The following is a 20,581-nucleotide window of genomic DNA, read 5'->3' as shown; positions in this document are numbered from 1 at the left end:
GCTGACCATCCCATCAACCGCATTGATGACCTGTTGCCTTGGAACGTTGCCGGCAAACTCCCGTCCTTCAACGCAAACGCATAACCCTAACGTCGCCGTCAACCACGGCTCTCAGCCGACGCTTACGATAGAAACCAGTGTTCGTTCAGACATTCATCTCTGAACCTGCCGTTGAAGCTCTCGATATAAGCGTTCTGCTGTGGCTTGCCCGGCGCGATGAAACGCAAATGCAATTGCTGGCGATACGCCCATTCGTCAAGTACCGTCCGGTGAAGTAAAACTGCCAGTCAACAACTTTGCCAAGCCTTTGATTTAACTCGCGCCTGGCTTCTTGCCCTAGCACATTTGCTTCACTAAATTCTGAAGTAAATCTGTCAATCCCCAAATCTCTCTCCTACACTATCTCCATTCGTATTGGGCGGCTTTGGAGTAGCGATAGTGACGAACCTTCGGTTCCCTAAAGCAATAAATAACTTCAGGCCCTACAAGAGCCATCGCTACGATGTGTTTGGCTTGAAGGTCAACCGTACGCTCACCTTATTTGACCCGCCGGCTCTCTACACGTGGCTCCAATTGGAAGCGGACCCGCTTGTCTTGTCCTACTGCGAGCGTCCAGCTGTTATTCCGGATACGACGCCCAAGCAGATCATTGACTTCTGGGTTGCCTACTCAAGTCGAGAAGAATTCTGGCTACTCCAATCCGGCAAAGTCAAACCTCAACCGGATAAACTTACAATGCCGTTGCCGGCCTTCACTGCTTGGGCTACGTCCCAACGGCTGTTCGTCCGACATGTCCAGCCCATGAATCGCTTCGAGCATACGCATTTCCTCGACAATTGGGGACGCATCGTGCGCACCCTGTCGGCCAACCGCCGTTATCTGACATCGCAGCTGTTGAAACGCGTTCTGGACTACATGGCTGGCATGGCTGAACCACAATCGTTGTCGCACCTGATGCAGATCTATCCAGACGAAGACCCCGCGTTGGTTCATACCGCTGTGTTCAGTCTAATCCATGCCGGAAAATTGCGTTGCTCCGATATCGACTCGCAACCGCTGGGTCCGGGCTCCATGGTGGTGGTCGCATGAAAACGCATGCTTTTGGCAAAGCCCGCTTTAGTCGCGACTCGATTCCAGACGAGTTACAGGACTTATCTATGTGGCCGTCGGTTGATATCTCCGCTCTGTGCGAAGCGGATCAAACCGCCTTTCTTGCCCGTCGGCGGGCCATTGAGCTGTATATCGAGAATCCGCAATTGCCCCTTGCCAGCATCAAAGTTGCCACCGGCATTGATCCGAAGAGTGTTTACCGCCTTATCGATCGTTGCCTTATGGCCCATGCGGATGGTCGCATTTACGGAATGCGGGCAGCTATCCCTTATGCTCGGCTGAAGCAGTACGAACGGATGCAGTCGCTTGACGATGCTGATCAGCTGCGCGGACGAGGTCTCGCGGGCGCCTTTTCCATGCTGCTTCAACGGCAACCCATCTTGGAAAAGCTGCTGCAACGCTATGTCCGGCAGCGCAATCGCCACCAGGGCAAGGCGCGCCGTGCGCACAAGGCCCTTGCCCGCATCCACAAAACATTTCTGGAGAAATGTCGTGCGGTCGGCATCAAACCGCACGAATATCCATTCAATCAAGCCATGGCAGGTCTACGCTCGCTCGCTGCCTACTTGCAAAGTCAGGAAGCCCGTACGCCCATGTCGATTTCCGATCACGCAATGGGAGAGGGAAGCAATGTCGACTGGACGATTGCGCAGAAGTCGCCACCTGCGACCCGGGCATTCGAGGTGGTCGAGTTCGATGGACACAAGATCGATTTGCGAGTAACCGTTCGGGTCATGGATCCATTTGGCTACGAAACCCGCCTGGAGCTAAGCCGCATCTGGATCTTGGTGTTGCTTGATGTTGCCACCCGTGCCGTCATCGGCTACAAACTTGCTTTATCCAAGGAGTACAACAAGGATGATGTTGCTGGCGCCCTGCAGGCGGCGGTAACGCCTTTTCGTCCACGCCATTACAAGATTCCCGACCTGACGATGCGTGCCGGAGGAGGATTTCCTTCGGCCGCCCTTCCACAAACGCGTTACGCATGCTGGGAATGGTTTCGTTTTGACGGCGCTAAGTCACACCTTGCCGTCGATACGCTGACTCGCCTAAATCAGATTATTGGATGCTGGACGGATAATGGACCGGCGGCCGAGCCGAACGAGCGTCCTTTTATCGAGCGTTTTTTTCATCTTGTTGCACGCAACTTTGCGCATCGGTTGCCTGGCACGACAGGGAGCAATCCAGAGTCGATCGAACGCTTGCTGAACGACCCGGGCGGCAATATCAGGCTGCTTGTCGAGCTCGAGGAACTTGAGGACATGGTCGAAGTGCTAGTAGGCGACTATAACGGCACTTCCCACAGCGGCATCTCGAATCGGACGCCACTTGAGGCGATGGCGCAGCTTCTCGCGCGAGACGGTGGTTATCTCCGTACGTTACCGCGGGTCGTTCAACAAAACCTTTGTCTGCTGCAAGAAGCGAGAATCAAACCGATCAAGGGCGACCCCGACGGGAATCGGCCACATATCAATTTCCAGGATGTACGTTACACCAGCCCCATTTTGTCGAGCAGCCCCGCTCTGATCGGGAAGAGATTGCGCGTATATTTTGATGTGCGCGACATCCGTACCGTAAAAGCGTTCTTTGACGATGGTGCTGAACTCGGGATTCTGACGGCAGCCCGTCCATGGTGCACCACCCCTCATTCGCTACGTGTACGGCAGGAGATATTCCGGCTCAAAAGGGCCGGCAAGCTTCAGTACCGCGAAGGCGATGATCCGGTCGAATGCTGGGCCAAATACAAGCGTCAACAGGCAAGATCCAGCAAACGTGCAGCTACCGATTTAGCGAAGGCGAATGCGATTCGCAAGGCGGTGGAAAATGAAACAGCAGGCACCACAGTGACTGCATTGCAAACAAAGGCGGCAACGCTGCCGGAAGATGGTTTGTCTTCGCAGAATACAGTGCCCGAATCCAAAAAGCCGGATGATACAGGCGTTGCCGCAGCACCACCGCAAGCACGGATACTGAAGATCAGGCGCACCATCACTTTCTAACCGGGAGGATAAATTGGCCGAAACCTATCATCGTCCTGTGGCTTTTGACCGACATCCGGTCGTCGAGCAAAAGTACATTGTGCCTACTCCCTCCATCGAAGAAATGTACTTGCGCGTCAAGAAACTGGTCCGTCTACGCACACCAGGCGGTATTGTTTTTGCTCACCCCCGCTTCGGTAAGACCTATGGTGTGCGTTACGTGATGCGCGTTTTGCGTGAAGACTACCCGAAGGCAGTGCTTCTTAGCTTTGGCTGTCAAAAGAAAAAGTCTAAATCTGAGGACGCGTTCTTTTCCTTGCTGTTGGAAGCAGTAGGACACCCGGGCGCGTTAAACGGTAGCATCCCGAAGAAGCGGACCCGGCTCAACGAGCGGATTATGGAATTGGTCAGTCGTTCTGGGTACAACTGGTTCATCATGTTTGCTGACGAAGCACAACGACTGGACGTCATCGAATATGAATGGCTTCGCGACGTTCATGATGAGCTTGAGCGGCATGGCATCCGGATGATTACGCTGCTTGTTGGCCAGCCGCAGCTTTTGAATCAAAAAAGCGCATTTCGTTTGAGTCGTGAGACGCAAATCGTGTCGCGCTTCATGATTGACGAACTGCAGTTCCACGGTCTGCTATCGGCGGACGACCTAGCGACCTGCCTAGCTGGCTACGACGAAGCATGCTTTCCTGCCAAAAGCGACTGGCCGTACACGCGCTTCTTCCTACCAGGCGCCTATAGCACCGGATTTCGGCTGGTCGACCAGGCAGCGGTGCTTTGGGATGCCTTCGAAGATGCCCATGATAATGCGGGATTTGCCTATAACCTGGAAATTCCGATGCAGTACTTTGCCCGCTCGGTGGAAACAGCCCTTGGCGAGAGCTCAGAGCATGACGATTACGGTTTCCAAATCACCCCATCGACTTGGGCCCTGGCGATCAAGGAGTCGAATTTTGTCGCGGCACAGGAAGAGTTGCGAATGGTAATGAGCGATGACCTCGCGGCGCAGGCCTGAGCGATGAATGTTGCGCGGATCTTTCTCGATGAACCGCCACCTCTGGAAAGAGGTTGGTGTTGGCGCGACGATTGGGTGCATGGCTTTGATTCCGCCTATGCACTGCTATCTAAGTTTGCGATGCTCAATGCACTCAATGCAGCGGAACTTGCCCAGCTTTTTATTCGCAGGGATTGCGGCAAAAAGACGGCGATCGTTCGGTCACCAACCGTGGATTTGCGTCACAGCGCGTTGTTCGATTTGGCGCAAATGGCACGTCTGTTGCGCCTAGAGACACAGCAGATCCAGCAAGCATTTTTGCCAGAACACCTTGAAAACGGTCGACGCCGGTTCCGAGACGTGCTTTGCTGGTGTCCGCAATGCGCACGAACGGGCTTCCATTCATCCGCGTTTCAGTTGGAAGTGGTGCGGTCGTGTCCGGTGCACGGCGATCCTATTCGAACGTGTTGCAAGACATGCGGTGCTGTCATTCCCTACCAGTTACAGATGGCAGTCTTTACTCAGCCCTTCTGCTGTCCGGCATGCCATGCCGATCTCGCACCAGCGTTTCGCGACCCCAAGGAGCGATTGCTGGCAGCGATACCGCCAAGGACGAACTGGATTTCGGATCTTGCGACTCTGTGTGCGTTCGACGACCGCACCATGCCAACCCAGCAAGAGATCATTCGCCGAAGAACACGCGACGGACTGGCACCCGTCGTATTTGCCTCTAGTAATTGGCAGCGACCCGCATCCGATTATTCGGTCTTCATTGATAGCGTCTGGCAGGTAGTAGAAACAAAACAGGGGAGTGCGCACTTGTCAGGCACTCACGCCACGCTGGTAGTCGCAAGTAAGGGGCCCTCCGAATTACCAATTCGATGTAAGTCACGGCGTGCAGCCCGCCGTCTTCCTGGCATACGGCGTACAAAAGTATCAAAATCCGGAACAAAGAATGCCTGGGACGAACAACTTCGCCTCAGTTACCTCGTATATGGAGCGGTACGCCGACACCTATGGCGCCATCTTCTGAAAGCGCACCAATACTGTATAACGTCAGCCGCAAAGCATCTTGATTGGCGTCTGGAAGGATTCAGTACTGCAACGATATGTCCTGTGGCAGAGGCATTTCTACGCTGGCGCATGCATTGGGAGGGTATTGGCACGCCGACTAACCTGCTCACTCCGCAAGTAACTATGCCCTCGGGTTTGGCTGGCTGGCTCGGTACTCATGCACCCATTTGTCCTTTGTGCTGGACGCGTACCGCAGAACAGTGGGTCTCCGACCATGTGCTGGGACAGCATGCCATAGCAACATTCCGAACCTTCCTGGAAAGCGCGCTGGCAGAACAGCGAGCCGGCCGTATCGCATGGCATAGTGTCATTGTCAGCGCACACCATCTGCCATACTGGGCCATCGTCGGACGAGACACCGTTGCCGATCCAGTAACACTGTTCAGTGAAAACGGAGATACTTCTACGTTGCACGCGCTGATCCGGCAGACGCCATCGACAGTGCAGCATCAGCAATGGCACCGGGATTCGTTACATGCCATTCAATGTGGCGCGACTGCAGGGGCGTGACCGTTAGTTTGTACTAGGAATTGCTTGGCAGAGGCGACGCGGGATGTACTGATTCTGGCGTCCCGGTCTGCCTAAACCCGATGTTTTGGTTAGCGCGGTTCTATCATACGTACATCAAGCCTCATTCAGGCAATGCTTGCGTATTTGGTCCCGATAATGAGGTCTGGGCAGCTTGCATTACGTACTGGCGCAACTCATCTGTAATAAGCCGCTGCGTATCGAGCTTTGTCTGCGTAGTTACGAGTTCCAGTTCCAACGTTCGATGACGAGCCGTCAGCGTATCCGCGTGAGCCGTCGCCGCTGCCAAACGCTCGGTCACGGATCTGATGTGGTGGTCCTTGTCTTGTATCTGTGTGGCCAGCAGAGTAGCGCGCTGTTCAACCCCCTGTAAAGTTTCGACCTTCTGCTCCAGTTGCCGGATCTGTGACTGCGCATCGTACAGAGCCTTCTGCGTGTGGCTCAAATCCGATACCAGCCGTACGCCGTCCTGATTCAGGCGTGTCACTTCCTCCTGTTTGACGACAACCGCTTGCTGAGCCAGCCGGAGTTCCGCCTGCAGCTGGTGAATCTGATGCTCGTGCCGTCGCTGCTCCTGCTCTCGCTGTTCCTTTGTCGATTGCCGGTAATGTTCGAGGGACTCGCGCGCATGGCGGTGCTTGTCTTCCAGGGACTGCAGATGCTGGTCGTTATCCGCAAGCCGCTCCTTCAAGTCCGAAGCGTGCTGTTCTGCGGTGTGACGGAGGACAGTTTCCTGCTGCAGGGCCTCACGGGTCTGGGAATGGGTGGACTGTTCGTCGGCCAGAGCTTGTTCCGCGCACTGCGCACGTGTTTGCCATTGGTCGGCTTCCTGCCGTGCTGCTGCCAGGCTTTCGGCATGGCGGCGTTCCATTGCCTCTTGTTCGGCACGCACTATATTGATCTGTACGTTGGCTTCTTCCTGCAACTGGCTGGACAGACGCCCCACCAAGTCCTGCAACGCTTCGCTGATGGTTACTCCTATTTCCTTCGGGCCGCCGTCTTCATCCTCAAGTTCCTTTAGATACTTGTGGATGGTCGTCTTGGAGCCGGTATTACCGAGCGCAATACGCACGGCGTCGACCGAGGGGCGAACGTGCTGAGCAAGCAGAACATCACGTGCGCGCTTGACATCGATTTTGTAAATGCCGGATCTGGCCATCTGGAAATGCTCCGCGTATTTCGTAACACGTTACGTATGTGTTATTACGTGGTATTCTAACGCAGAAATTGGCGAATGGCTGCATTCAAATTGGATTAGAATAATAGGGAGTTATCCATTATGATGGGGCTGAAAACTCACTTTCTGACGTTTTCCAGACGTAATACCCGGTTCGACAGCCACAGCGCCTAACGTAATGACTAAGCTTGACCAGTATCTTGAAGCGGCTACCCGGGACAATACCCGCCAAAGCTACCAATCCGCTATCCGGCATTTCGAGATCGAGTGGGGCGGCTTTTTGCCGGCTACCGCGGACAGCGTTGCGCGCTATCTGGCTGATCATGCTGAAACGCTGTCTATCAATACGTTACGTCACCGACTGGCAGCGATTGCCCAGTGGCATATTGAGCAGGGCTTTCCGGACCCAACCAAGGCGCCTATCGTGCGCAAAGCCTTGCGTGGCATTCAGGCTCTGCATCCGGCTCAGGAAAAGCGCGCCAAGCCTTTGCAGTTGGACCAGTTAAATCAGGTTAGTCAGTGGCTCGATGCCGCCATTGCGAAATCGCATGAGGACGGCAACCGCCGCCTGGAACTGCGTCACCGGCGGGACAAGGCGCTCCTGCTGCTCGGTTTCTGGCGTGGATTTCGGGGCGACGAATTGACTCGGCTGCGTATCGAGCATGTCCAGGCGGTGGCAGGGGAAGGCATGACTTGCTACTTCCCGCAGACCAAGGGCGACCGCACCTACCAAGGGACCACCTTCAAGGCCCCCGCGTTGTTTAGTCTGTGCCCGGTTGACGCTTATCTGGATTGGCTTAGCGCGTCGCAGCTCGCCGAAGGACCGGTATTTCGCGCCATTGATCGTTGGGGTCATGTGAGCACGGAACCGCTTTGCATCGATAGCCTGATTCCAGTGCTGAGAAGCATGCTGACCAACGCTGGGATCGCTTCGGCCGAACTGTACAGCGGACATTCGCTGCGCCGCGGGTTCGCCACCTGGGCATCGTCGAACGGCTGGGACATGAAAACCCTGATGGAATACGTCGGCTGGCGTGACGTACAGTCTGCAATGCGCTATGTCGATGCTGCCGACCCCTTTGCCAATTACCGGCGCCAGTCCCAACTAGCCAAGAACGACAAAACCTAGAAGAAATAAGGTGTTGCGTCAAATGACTGGTAGATTTCTTCATCGCCGACGGTGATCGTCTCTTATCTTTCTAAAACCGAAAATTTTAGTTTTACCGTTCGGTGGGTAATGCTCGCTTTCACCGCTTGCATGGGAGCCCGATGCGTGATTGTCAGGATCATCGCGTAGTGAAGGGGATCCGGCAAACTGAAGTAAAACATGCGACCGGTATGCGCACCTAATACCAAACCCAAGCCATTCCATAACATGAGATGGCGTCTTTTTCCGCCTGGCCACGTTGCGCTCGTCATCCATAGCCCCGCTATGGATTCCTCCCGCGCCTTGCCAGTCGAAAAAATCCATCGATCTCATCTGTTATGTCATGACTTGGGATTGGTACAAGGTGCCATTGCGGATCCATTGCCATCGACTCAGGTCGACCAAGGCTGTGAGAAAACATAGCCATACCGGTCGGCAAATACGATGTGTAGTAGTCACACATGAGGGTAGTCCGACTAATAGTGCTTGGCCAAATGCAATTCATCGTTTTCACACAGCCTCGACCTTAAGCTGCCACAGGCAATTCCCAAAAGCGGACCCATAGCGTTTGCCTCCCACGTAAGCGGAAATGCGCATGAATGTGATCAATTTTCATTGAGTTGACCGAGGGTGCCGGCGTAACGTCAAACCGGATAGGCTCGCCTGTTCGTATAGTGAAGTCTCGTATTAGGAGATGTGGATCAGGGCATCGTAATGAACCGAGGCATCGCCGGCCAACAGCTTGGGCATTTTTCGCATCGCCAGCTTCCCCATCTTCTCGGTCTACAGATGGATATCAGTGCACTAACCTTTTCTTTATTCGCGTGTCATCCCTTGAAGTGGAAGACGCGCGTACCTCGGTGGGTCTTGTATTAAAATTTCACTTCGTCCCAGTTGCCCGGGAGCAGCCCACACTTCCGAGTTTGCGCATAAAGCAACTATGCATTTTATTGGGCGGACATAGGTCCTTGACTAAGCAATTGCGCGTGTGCAAGCTCATGCAACGGTCGATCAACGTTATAACAATAATAGTACGGCTAGGCCTGTCTCAGTGACCGGCCTTAACGCGTTCTTAACGTTGGGTTAGCTATGCTTGGTGCCCTCTGGAAATCGCCTTCGCTTTTACTTCCAGGCATTGACGTTGCAGACCCGAGTATGCCTTGCGAATGCGCCAAAAATTCGTGGTGGCAAAAATCCCGGAAGTCTTACCCATGCGACGTGCCCGACGAAGAGCGGGAGTTTGTTGCACCTTATTGACCGTCACAATCATGAGTAGAACAGTGCAAGACGAGAAAATAAACCTAAAAACTATTGTGGCTCAGTTCGTACGCCTCACCCAATGGGCAGGTCCTTTCACAAGCATTATTGTCACGTTGCTAGCTGGACTTGCAATTCTTTCCATATCGCGACTTGCTCTCGTCACATGGCAATGGGATCGTGTGCACGCTACCGGGATCCCCGTTACGGTCCTTCTTCAAGGTGTGCGCGCAGACCTGATCCTCATCGGATACTTCCTGGCGATTCCGCTATTGCTAGCCCCCGTGTTCGCCTACAGGACCTTCGCCCGCTTCTGGAAAATCGTATCCGTTTCTTGGGGGACGATTGCACTCGTCTTCATCTTGTTCATGGAACTGTCATCGCCGCAGTTCATCATGCAATATGACGTACGGCCGAATCGCCTTTTCGTCGAGTATCTCGCGTATCCGCAGGAGGTGTTCTCAACCCTATGGAACGGCTTTCGTACCGCGCTGATAGCCGGTGTCAGCCTCACGATCGGGCTGGGTCTCGCAATCTTTTATCTGCTAAAGCACGCCACCGACGGCGCGCAGATGTGGCCAGCCAGGAAGCTATTACTTGTATGGCCGATTCTCTGCGTCGTCGTCTTCATGCAAATTCGTTCTACGACGGGACACCGTCCCGCCAATCCCGCATTGTTCGCCCTCACGGGCGATTCCATGGTCAACTCGTTGATCATCAATTCAGGATGGTCAGTCTTGGACGCGGTAAATTCCATGCGAAGAGAGGCAGTTTCATCCGAGATTTACGGCGCGTTTCCAGCCGAGCAGGTATTCCCGGAAGTCAAAGCTGCGGACTGGCTCCGCCACTATTCTTTCACTAATCCTAAACTGCCTACTCTTCATTTCCAACAGGCGGCGGTCAAACGTGACCGACCTCTCAACCTGGTCATCGTATTGGAAGAAAGCTTGGGGGCGACGTTTGTCGAATCGCTAGGTGGGCTGCCCGTCACACCAGAGCTGGAAAAGCTGAAGAAGGAAGGATGGTGGTTTGAGCAGCTGTATGCGACCGGTACCCGTTCGATTCGCGGTATCGAGGCCGTCGTCGCTGGCTTCCCACCAACGCCTGCACGTAGCGTCGTCAAACTTTCTCTAGCCCAGAAAGACTTCTATACACTTGCCGAAGGACTTGGACAACAGGGTTACCACACTGAATTCGTCTACGGCGGCGAAGCGCATTTCGACAACATGCGAAGCTTCTTTACGGGCAATGGATTCAAGCGGGTGGTTGATATTCGGGAAATGCGTCCAGCCTTTATCGGCAGTTGGGGTGCCTCGGACGAAGATTTGTTCGATAAGTCACTGGAACGCCTGGCGGATCTGCACGCCCAAGGAAAGCCATTCTTTAGCCTGATCTTCACCACATCGAATCATGAACCCTTTGAATTCCCCGATGGGAAAATTGCGCTTCATGATCCGGCCAAGCAAACAGTGAACAATGCGGTCAAATACGCAGATTACGCGCTCGGCAAATTTATGGCAGAAGCGAAGAAGCAGGCGTACTGGAAAGACACTGTCTTTCTTATTGTGGCGGACCATGACAACCGGGTCTACGGTAACAGCCTGGTACCGATCAAGAAGTTTCATATCCCCGGACTCATCCTCGGTGCAGACATCAAACCACAGCGGATTAGCACTATCGCCAGCCAAATCGATCTTGGTCCCACCCTACTCTCGCTGATGGGGGTATCGAGCACGCACCCCATGATTGGCCGAGATTTTGCAAAGGACAATACAACACCTGGCCGTGCCCTGATCCAGTTCAACAACTACTTTGCCTGGCTGGAAGGTCCGTCGACCACGATCCTGCGCCCTGGCCAGCCTCCTCTGCTGGGGCGTTACGACGCCCTGACTGGGGAACTGCACATCGATACGAAAACCGCGGAGAAGGCCCAGATCGATAAGGCGATGGCACATGTGATCATGCCCTCACTGCTCTACCGCGAGCAAAGATATAGACTTCCTAAACAGCCGTATGAGTAGACCTTCGTTATGCGGAACCGGACCTTCCGGCTCAGCTGCGCAACATCGAAGACTTGTACCAGGTACATCACGAAAGAGCGTGCCACGTGGCGCCAGAACGACCCGATTGAAGTTTCTCAGGTCGACAGTAGCCCATGCGACACTCATAAGGCGGTTCTCAATATGGCAACAGGGTGTGGTAGTCGTGCCTCTACTATGAACTCATCGTAAAAAATACGCGCGTCTTTTGGCAACCAACAATGTCTTCGCCGCAAGCGCGACGCGAGCGTCGACGGTGCTCGCGTATCTCATACATAAACCGGCATTCATGGCGTAGAGCTAAAATTGCCAAACGGCTCGAGCCGAAAAATTTATTGAAAACACAAAATGCATGTTCTGATCATCGAGGATAACCCGGATATCATTGCAAATCTGTTTGGCTTCCTGGAACCGCTTGGCTATGCGCTTGATGTAGCTCGTAGCGGAACTGCTGGTCTGGCGCTGGCCATACGCAACCATTACGATGTCATCGTACTGGATCTGTCCCTCCCAGGAATGGATGGGATCGAGGTCTGCCGCCTTCTGCGTAACGATCATCACAACCCTGTACCGATACTGATGCTTACCGCCCGGGATACCGAACATGACAAAGTGACAGGTTTTGGGGCTGGTGCAGACGACTACCTCGTCAAACCATATTCGCTGCTAGAACTCGATGCACGACTCAAAGCGCTTGTCCGGCGCATGCGCAACGAACAAGTCCAGCACGTCCGGACATTCGGTGAAGTTCGGATAGATATGCGAACCGGCACCGCGACTCGGGCAGGCAACACCCTCGCTCTCACACCGACCGGATACAAGATCCTGCTTACGCTACTGCGTTGTGCGCCACTTATGGTGAGCCGCGAGGTATTGGAAAGAGAAGTTTGGGGTGACAATCCACCGGAAAGCGATGCCCTGCGCACTCATATACACGCACTGCGCCAAGCGCTGGACAAGCCCTTCGGCTACTCCATGCTGATCACTCGCGCCGGCATTGGCTATCATCTCGCCTCCGACAATGAGACCTGAACGTTCCCTTAAGCGACGTATTGCTCAAGCTTTCGTACTGCTGGCGCTTACCCTGTCCGCATTTTTCTGCCTGGTTTCCTATACTGCAGTCGAAGTTATTGAATCCGAAGTGATGGACGACAGGCTGGAGAAAATTATCGAGGTGCTGATCGCGCACAATCTCCGCCAAGGACAATATGTGCCGCCCCCGGGGGTAAGGATTTATGTTGGCAGCGACATTCCGACTGAACTGTCCGACAAGCCGCCCGGGATTCATGAACTTCTGCTGGATGAGAGAGAAGCTCAGGCACTGGTGCGTGAAAAAAATGGTATCCGGTATGCGGTTGTCCAGGACATGACGCAGTTCGAACATCTGGAGTTCGTCATTTTCTCATCATTGGGCGTCGGCTTTATTACCAGTCTACTGCTGGCGGTGATACTGGGACTGGCAACGGCGCGACGCATCGTGGCGCCGGTGACCGCGCTTGCGGAGGCAGTAGCCGCAAGCAGCCCGCCATCTACACTTCCCGGGATCGATACGGATGATGAAATTGGCATACTTGCACGGGCATTTGCACATCGCACCGAAGAACTGCAGCAGTTCCTGTCGCGTGAACGGATGTTTACCAGCGACGTCAGCCATGAATTGCGAACGCCTCTAACGATCATACTCGGAGCTGCCGAGCTGCTCAAAACACGCCTCAACGAAAATCCCGCTCAGCAAGAAGTCGCCGAACGAATACGGCGTGTGGCAGCGGAGACTACCGAGCGAGTGAGTGCACTGCTCCTTCTCTCACGTGCACCGGAGAAATTGACGAGATCTCCTGTGCTCATTAATTCGCTGATCCGGACTGAGCTTGAACGCTACTCGCCTTTGCTGACTGGGAAACCAGTCGACTGGAGTTTCAAGGACACCGACGATGTATGGACTGAAGCACGTCCGGAACTGGTAGGCATTGCGATCGGCAATGTGGTGCGCAATGCATTCCAGCATACGGAATGCGGCGAGGTTACGATCACGCTTCGGCACGACTGTATCATCATCGAAGACACCGGCCCTGGTTTGCCGGCGCCGGTAGCGCAGCGCCTGTTCGAGCGTTTCGTGCAAGGCCACGGAACCTCCACACAAGGCACGGGTCTGGGACTGTCCATTGTCAAGCGCGTCACGGAGCACTTGGGTTGGGACATCCGCTTCGAGCAACCAGAGCGAGGTGGCAGCCGTTTTATTCTCGAATTCTCGGCCGCCACACCACCATTGATCTAAGAGCCTTAACACTGTCTTAACGTCGGCTCGTCTATCTTGCTGCTTTTAGCATTGCAGCAGGTGCCAAGTGTTAAATATCATTTTTACCCGTCAGCCAGTTCAGCGCTGTTGCAATATTCTGCGCAATGCACGCGTTTGGCTTGCTAGCATACGCCCTACGTGCAGCATTGAAGCTTGCATTATCTTGTCAAGCATGTTCTTCACGGTCCTTGCGAACCAACGATTCTGGTCGGCTTGGGCCGCCAATCATGATTGGGGCCTGACTGCTACCTGGTTGCAAGCTGCCACCGCTGCAATACTGATGACGGTCGTTCATTGCTTGATCTTCGGCTTTTTCGTGTTTGGGAAATCAGCAAAACCGGTACTTGCTGCATTGTTCGTACTGTCAGCTTTGGCAGTGCATTACATGAGTCGATACACGGTTTTCTTTGACGTCAGCATGATGCGCAATATTCTTCATACTGATTTAAAGGAGGCAAGCGAACTTGTGTCATTCGGCATGATTACTGACCTCCTCGTGTACGGTGTATTGCCTGCCCTGCTAGTCACGCAAGTAAGGCTGCAGATGCAATCGTTCGGACGTGCGATATTGCGTCGGGCGGTCTTCACGGCGGTGTCTCTAGTGTTTGCAGGCGCCAGCCTGGCACTAGGATTTCAGGATCTGTCGGCGCTGATGAGAAATCAGAAGGAAATGCGCTATCTGATCACTCCAGCCAATTTCATCATCTCCACCGCTCGTCTGGCAGCGGCGGAATCTGAAGAGGTAAATCAGCAACGTATCCCCGTCGGAACCGATGCGGTTGCGGGTGGCCCACCTGGGGGAGGAAAACCACGCTTGCTCGTCGTCGTCGTTGGTGAAACCGCTAGAGCCGCCAACTGGGGCTTGAACGGCTATCAACGGCAGACGACCCCCGAACTTTCCCGTGAAGGCGTCATCAACTTTACGCACGCGATTTCTTGCGGCACAAACACTGAAGTGTCCGTACCTTGCATGTTCTCGCCGTTCGGGCGCAAGGATTATGACGAAAAGAAGATAAGGCACCATGAATCGGTTCTGCATGTGCTGGAGCACGCCGGCATCAAGACCCTCTGGCGCGACAATCAGTCCGGATGCAAGGGTGTATGCGACGGCCTCGAGGTGCAGCGTTCCGGAGACAGGCAGGATCCGCGGCTATGCAACGCGGGAACTTGCCTTGACGAGATCCTCCTCGACGATTTCGAGCGGGAGATTCAGCGCCACCAGCGTGACCTCGTTATTGTGCTGCACCAGATCGGCAATCACGGTCCGGCATATTCGCACCGCTACCCCGATGCTTTCCGCCGCTTCCTCCCAACCTGTGAAGACCCGGACCTCGGCAAATGTAGCCGCGAGCAGATCGTCAACAGCTACGACAACGCATTGCTGTACACCGATCATTTTCTTGCGCGTACGATCCAACGCTTGAAGGCACAGGAGACGCACGAAGCAGCCATGCTATACGTTTCGGATCACGGCGAGTCACTAGGCGAAAATGGCATTTACCTGCACGGCTTGCCATATGCGATCGCGCCGCGTGAACAGTTCGAGGTACCCATGGTGATGTGGATGTCACAAGGCTTCGCCGCCGCAAATAGCATCAATATCGCCTGTCTGCAAGGTCGCGCGGCCGGACCGGTCAGCCATGATTACCTGTTCCATTCTATGCTGGGCATGATGCACGTACAGACCTCGGCCTATGATCCCAGATTCGACCTTGTTGAGGGGTGCCGTTCTGCTGTGGGGGGCCACGCATGACGGACCGCGATTTCAGAACAGCTATCCTATTATTGCTGGGATCGGCACTGCTTTTGATCTGGCTGGGAAGGTGCACTGATGTCGACATAGTTCTTGCCGATGCCATGTTTGATTTTTCCAAGAACGCATTTCCATTGCGAGATCGTTGGTTCCTAGATGAGTTCATGCATCAGACAATGAAAGCATTGATGATCGGTATCGGAATGGTGCCGGCTGCCGCCCTGATTGCCGACAGAATCAATGGGCACATGCTCCTTGAAAATTCGGTGCGGCGCTCGCTCGTTGTGGTGGTCACCTCCGCTGCGCTCGTACCAATATTGATCAGCGCAATAAAAAGCGTGTCGCCGTATCACTGTCCTTGGAGCCTCACCCGCTATGGCGGTTATGCACCGTATCTGCGGATATTCGATAGCCTGCCTCCAAGAATGTCATCCGGACATTGTTTCCCTGCTGGACATGCCTCAAGCGCGCTTTGGTTGCCTTCGATTGCTGTGTTTTGGCTGCCAGAGCACCCGGTAAAGGGATACACCGTATTTGCCGCAAGCCTGGTTCCAGGATTTGTCTTAGGATTCGCCCAACAAGCACGAGGGGCTCACTTTATGACACATACTTTGTGGTCCGCGTGGATCGCTATTCTTGTTGTCGTACTACTATTAAGACTTGAAAGCCTAGTTAGAAAGTGATTGAAAAGGCCTGGTCAATCGCATTGCAACACAATTCCGGTTCGTAGGATGTTCACCAAGAAAAGTGATGAGCTATTTGATTCTTGCAGGAAGACGGGCAGAACTGGATATGAATTGCTTGTGGAAACGCAATTATGGTGCGCGCAAATACACATCCGCCCAAATTATGTCACTGCAGTGTCAAAGAGACTGGTTATTGTCATTTTCTGGATCCTCTTTTCTCGCTTGAAGAGGCGGTTCGTATTGCTGTAATCTCGATTCATGCATCTTGGATGCCAGTCGCTCATAGACACCCCCTTGTGCAACTTTCCAGTAGTGAGGATTCAATGCATTCACATACTCTTGGTGCTGCAGCATTCTTCCTGATCCTCGTTTCATCTGCGGCATTATCTGCCCCAATACTTGGAAGCGGCCCGGAGGAGGCAATCAAGCTTTTTAGAGAAGCGGACGCCAAATGCCGATATGCACACTGTCGCCACCATGGTCGCTACGCGTTTGGCACATTTAAAGGGAAAACGAATGTACTTTATTTTACCTGGGAGCAGGCGCAACCGCTCTCGCTATACGATTCGCAAAAACTAGCGGGTGACGTCATACCGAAAGACGCACAGAAGATTCGAACGATCATGAAGCAAGACGGAAGTGTCGCTGAAGTATTCAAGAGCGAAGAGCTTGTGAGACAATTTGGAACCGATCCCAGCGTATGGATTGGTGCTAAACCAGGTACATTTGTGGTGTTTCATTCCAATAGCCTGCGAAAAACAATCATCAGCGTTGGGGATTTCCAGTAGGGAACGACTCACAAGCGCAACTGACTTACCGATTGCACAACGTGTCCAAAGCTTTTCGCTTTTAAAAGACCTTTGCACCAATCCAGAAGATATCTACAACGATCGACAAACATGTCTTATACCTAACTTTTTGCCGGTACTCGGTTACGTGGATGACGTTTTATTACTGCCCGCGCTGATTTGGCTGGCGATTCGCCTTACACCGCCGGAAATACTCGCGGAGTGTCGCCTCCAGGGTGAGGACTGGATCGCGCGCGAAGGAGGCAAACCTCGCAGCTTGTGGGGCGCACGCCTGATCATTATCGTTTGGGTTGGCGCCGCCTAGGCCGCTTGGTGATGGTGGCTGGAACCACTGCTCATGCGATCCTAGTTCAAAGGCAGACCGGACACGGGTAATCCAAGGACAACGGTGTCAAAGAAAACTGATTGGTTTGTGCCTGCAGTGAGGGCTCAATCCGCGCTCCTCCGCTCCTCTTGATGGACGTGGCAAGAGGGTTTCCAAAGTAATCGAGAAAGCCAACTTCGTCATGTTTGAATTTATTGTGAATTTCATGGCTAAAGGCGGATACCTAGCCGTATTCGCGTTGATGGCGTTGGAGAATATTTTTCCTCCGATGCCTTCGGAGATGATCATGCCTCTAGCTGGATTCACAGCGGCACGCGGCGACTTAAACGTCATTGGTGTCCTCCTGGTCGGAACGGCAGGATCGGTCGCGGGCACCTTACCATGGTACTACCTTGGTAAGCTCTACGGAAAAGAGCGGGTAAAACACCTCGCCAATCGCCATGGGAGATGGCTCACAATTTCGGCAGACGACGTTGGTAGTGCGTTGCAGTTCTTTCTTGAACATGGTGGCAAGGCCGTTTTTCTTGGACGCTTGATCCCAGCGATTCGTACATTGATCTCGATTCCGGCGGGTATTGCGGAAATGTCACTTGTGCGGTTTCTCTTGTACTCGACAGCAGGATCCATGATTTGGACCGGATTACTGACAGCCGCTGGAGTCGCATTGAAGGACCAATATGAGATGGTGGCGACGTATGTTGATCCCGTCACGAAAACCGTCCTCGGTCTTATTGTCGCGGTCTACTTATACCGGCTTGTGACCTATCGTAGAGCCAGTTGAAAAAATAGAAGCCAATAATTGGTTGCACTGAGAAATGCAAACGTGGGTGCATTGGATACGTTATATCAGCCATCGATCCTATCCCAAACCTCTGTCACTTAGTTGCAAGCTTCTGGCCCCAGCAATATGCATGAGAGCAGCGGTATGAACAGTATGGTCAGGAATCGCATTCGCCAACAACTAACAGCCGCCTTATAAGAATTGACACCGATGAAGACTGCAAATATATACCGCATATCACCGCTGCTAGAAGTGCGTGGAGAGGAAATCGATTTGCCGTATGCACCAAGTCCGTGGATATTGAAGCAATGTGCACACACCGGCGTGATCTTTCTTGCCAATCCTCCGGCCTATACGGAATTGAGTGACAATTTCGCTTACGAAGTGACCTTCAAAAGGGAGTCTGAAGCGCGACAGAAAGCTGAACCAATACGGTACGCGATTAGCACGACGCTGAAACGTATTCGTGGACGTCTGCTCAAACGAAACAAGACATTGAAGTTGTTGCGCAGCATAGTCAGTGCGAAACAGGAGGAGCGTATTAATGTGCTGGACATTGGGTGCGGCTGGGGCGAACTGCTGGAGAACTTTCTCAAATCGCTACCACCTTCTCTAAAAAATCGTTGTGTCCCGCATGGGATTGAAATTTCGCGGGAGCTTTCGCGTCTCTCAGACAGTAAATTGCAGCCGCTTGGCGGGCGCTGCCTGCATGCTTCCGCTCAAGATGGCATATTGGGTTTTGAAGACCAATACTTCGATGTCATCGTCATGGCATCCTTTCTTGAACATGAAGCTAATCCGTTGCCAGTTCTGATCGGTTGCCGAACGCGTTTAAAGCCGAACGGGACCATATTGATCAAGGTTCCCAACTATGATTGCTATAACCGTAGACTACGCGGTCCAAAATGGTGCGGATTCAGGTGGCCGGATCATGTGAATTACTTCACACCTACGACGTTGAAAGCCATTGTAGAGGCGTCCGGTCTTGAAATTGTCCGCATGGCGTGGCTAGACAGAAATCCACTCAGCGACAATATGTATGCGGTGGTAAGAAAAAAGGTTTTATGAAGTAAGGGGGAACAGCGGTGCGATGGCGCCACTCAATAAAACTTCTTTTCCGTCGGACATCGAGGAGGCAGGACTCCTGGTCAAAATCGACGTTATTCTTTTACCAAGCGTGTCTTAGCTAGCACATCACTATCTGACGTACTTTTTGCCTCGTGTAGCTACACAACGTGTTCGCACTCCCAATTGACAGATTTGCTTCACTGACTACAGGGATTGTCACTTTTCCTTCATAAAACCGGGCAGTTTTGCTTCACCGTACGAAAACGACAATCCACAAATACCTGCGTGAGCTGCAGGAAGAGGAGGGCGTTGACCGCAAGTCCTCGATCAGTGAGGTGCTGCAGGATCTGGTCGAGCGCCTGGCGGGTCAGCTTCAAGCTGAGACCAACGAAAAGCTTGAGGCAGCCACCGCAAAACATCAGGAACAGGCGCGTGGGCAGGGTGAGTTGATCGCCACACTGCAGGCCGAGGTCGCTGCAGTCAACGAGCGTCTGGCGCAGACCAATCAGGCACTGGCGCAGGAACAAGCCGCCCATGCCGCCACCCGAGAGGCTTTTCAGGATCTGACCGTGACACACCGCGCTGCCGAGCAGCGTATTGTCGGCCTGGAGGAGCGGCTGTACGAGAATGAACAGCACCGCCAGTCTCTTGAGCAAAAACACGAACATGCGCGGCAATCGCTCGAACATTACCGCAACTCGGTCAAGGAGCAGCGTGAGCAGGATCAGCGCCGGCATGAACAGCAGGTGCAGCAGTTACAGGCCGAGATGCGGCAGCTGCAGCAATCCTTGGTGGTCAGGCAGGAAGAAGTGACCCGACTGAACCAGGAAGGCGTGCGTCTGGTATCGGACCTGTCTCACTCGCGCAAATCACTGCATGACGAACAGACCAATAGCCGGCAGCTTGCGCAGCGTCTGGAATCGCTCCAGGACGCGGAACAGCGTGCGCGGGTGCTGGAGGTGCAGCTGGCAGAAAAGACCGTATTGTCTGACCGCTTGACCGAGCAGCTAGCTGCAGCAGCGGCGCAAGCGGAGGCATTCTCACGGCAGGTACGGGAACTGGAATTGTCGCTGGCCACCACTCAAGCCAGGATGGAAGCACAGCAGGCTTTGAATGAGGAGTTGCGCAGCTATCTCAAGCAGCAGCAGAAACGCACGGAGAAAGACGAAGGCAAGTGACTTTTCAAAATTGACAAAGGCCTGTGATCCTTGGCGGAAGACAGGCCTTGCAATAATGCCCGCATCAAAATGCGGCACCAGTTTTGGTCAATTACCTAACTGGCGGAATGCGGAATGACGCGTTAGATAGTCTCGGCGATCGCGCGGACCTTTTTCATATCAACGGGTTGTGCCGTGAGGGGGCACATCCCGTCCAAAGATCTTTTCGCTGGACCACGTAATGACGGCGGACGCTGTGCCTGGGGTCCCCTCGTTTTTAGTGCAGATAACGACGGTAGGCAGACCTAGCATTTATGCCAGTTTGCGGGAAGCATTTTCCAAATAATCCCATTGAATCAATAACTTGCTGTCTAACCCTCTTTCCCGCT

Annotated in this window: 15 protein-coding genes and 1 pseudogene; 14 read left to right on the top strand and 2 right to left on the bottom strand. The window is 53.5% G+C overall.

What is annotated here, in order from left to right:
- Positions 1-131 precede the first annotated feature (131 nt).
- Positions 132-260: pseudogene (locus FH061_RS29015) on the bottom strand (integrase core domain-containing protein); the annotation flags it as partial.
- A gap of 178 nt (positions 261-438) precedes the next feature.
- Here FH061_RS29015 and FH061_RS29010 point away from each other — a divergent pair.
- From FH061_RS29010 to FH061_RS28995, 4 genes are read left to right on the top strand one after another with little or no spacing between them, the layout of a single operon-like run.
- The gene (locus tag FH061_RS29010) at positions 439-1,089 is read left to right on the top strand and encodes a hypothetical protein (RefSeq protein ID WP_151639318.1); all 651 of its coding nucleotides are present in this window, start codon (positions 439-441) and stop codon (positions 1,087-1,089) included.
- Complete coding sequence (locus FH061_RS29005) at positions 1,086-3,110, top strand: hypothetical protein (RefSeq protein WP_151639317.1); 2,025 nt, start codon at positions 1,086-1,088, stop codon at positions 3,108-3,110. Before FH061_RS29010 ends, FH061_RS29005 begins: the two co-directional genes overlap by 4 nt.
- A 13-nt stretch (positions 3,111-3,123) precedes the next feature.
- A complete protein-coding gene (locus tag FH061_RS29000; RefSeq protein ID WP_151639316.1) occupies positions 3,124-4,116 on the top strand; it encodes an ATP-binding protein in 993 nt (330 codons plus the stop codon).
- Between the two features lie 3 nt (positions 4,117-4,119).
- Positions 4,120-5,679, top strand: a complete 1,560-nt coding sequence (locus tag FH061_RS28995) for a hypothetical protein (protein WP_151639315.1) — start codon at positions 4,120-4,122, stop codon at positions 5,677-5,679.
- A gap of 121 nt (positions 5,680-5,800) precedes the next feature.
- Here FH061_RS28995 and FH061_RS28990 read toward each other — a convergent pair whose 3' ends face one another.
- Positions 5,801-6,856 carry a DNA-binding protein gene (locus FH061_RS28990; protein ID WP_151639314.1) on the bottom strand — a complete coding sequence of 352 codons (1,056 nt, stop codon included), beginning with the start codon at positions 6,854-6,856 and terminating at the stop codon, positions 5,801-5,803.
- 196 nt (positions 6,857-7,052) lie between these two features.
- Between FH061_RS28990 and FH061_RS28985 the strand changes: the two genes are divergently transcribed.
- The 10 genes from FH061_RS28985 (at position 7,053) to FH061_RS28935 (ending at position 20,213) form a co-directional block, all read left to right on the top strand.
- Positions 7,053-8,003: a site-specific integrase gene (locus FH061_RS28985; RefSeq protein WP_151639313.1), complete on the top strand. Its 951-nt coding sequence runs from the start codon at positions 7,053-7,055 to the stop codon at positions 8,001-8,003.
- A gap of 1,298 nt (positions 8,004-9,301) precedes the next feature.
- Entirely contained in the window at positions 9,302-11,299 is a 1,998-nt protein-coding gene (locus FH061_RS28980) for an LTA synthase family protein (RefSeq protein WP_225984960.1), read from the top strand.
- 366 nt (positions 11,300-11,665) lie between these two features.
- Entirely contained in the window at positions 11,666-12,349 is a 684-nt protein-coding gene (locus tag FH061_RS28975; RefSeq protein ID WP_151639312.1) for a response regulator transcription factor, read from the top strand.
- Positions 12,339-13,592 carry a sensor histidine kinase gene (locus FH061_RS28970; protein WP_151639311.1) on the top strand — a complete coding sequence of 418 codons (1,254 nt, stop codon included), beginning with the start codon at positions 12,339-12,341 and terminating at the stop codon, positions 13,590-13,592. Before FH061_RS28975 ends, FH061_RS28970 begins: the two co-directional genes overlap by 11 nt.
- A 115-nt stretch (positions 13,593-13,707) precedes the next feature.
- Positions 13,708-15,366, top strand: a complete 1,659-nt coding sequence (locus tag FH061_RS28965; RefSeq protein WP_404822526.1) for a phosphoethanolamine transferase — start codon at positions 13,708-13,710, stop codon at positions 15,364-15,366.
- On the top strand, positions 15,363-16,049 hold the full coding sequence (locus tag FH061_RS28960; protein WP_151639309.1) for a phosphatase PAP2 family protein: 687 nt from the start codon (positions 15,363-15,365) through the stop codon (positions 16,047-16,049). Before FH061_RS28965 ends, FH061_RS28960 begins: the two co-directional genes overlap by 4 nt.
- Positions 16,050-16,375: 326 nt before the next feature.
- Positions 16,376-16,840: a hypothetical protein gene (locus FH061_RS28955; protein WP_151639308.1), complete on the top strand. Its 465-nt coding sequence runs from the start codon at positions 16,376-16,378 to the stop codon at positions 16,838-16,840.
- Between the two features lie 527 nt (positions 16,841-17,367).
- Entirely contained in the window at positions 17,368-17,967 is a 600-nt protein-coding gene (locus tag FH061_RS28945) for a DedA family protein (RefSeq protein ID WP_151639306.1), read from the top strand.
- 210 nt (positions 17,968-18,177) lie between these two features.
- Positions 18,178-19,035 (top strand): class I SAM-dependent methyltransferase, encoded by an 858-nt coding sequence (locus FH061_RS28940; protein WP_151639305.1) that lies wholly within the window; start codon positions 18,178-18,180, stop codon positions 19,033-19,035.
- Between the two features lie 245 nt (positions 19,036-19,280).
- Positions 19,281-20,213, top strand: coding sequence for a DNA-binding protein (locus tag FH061_RS28935; protein ID WP_151639304.1), 933 nt, complete (start codon positions 19,281-19,283; stop codon positions 20,211-20,213).
- Positions 20,214-20,581: the final 368 nt, after the last annotated feature.

Origin of the sequence: Noviherbaspirillum aerium (assembly GCF_008929045.1) — a bacterium.
Taxonomy (GTDB): domain Bacteria; phylum Pseudomonadota; class Gammaproteobacteria; order Burkholderiales; family Burkholderiaceae_D; genus Noviherbaspirillum; species Noviherbaspirillum aerium.
Note: the sequence above shows the minus strand (reverse complement) of the source record. Positions and strands in the feature narration are given on the sequence as shown.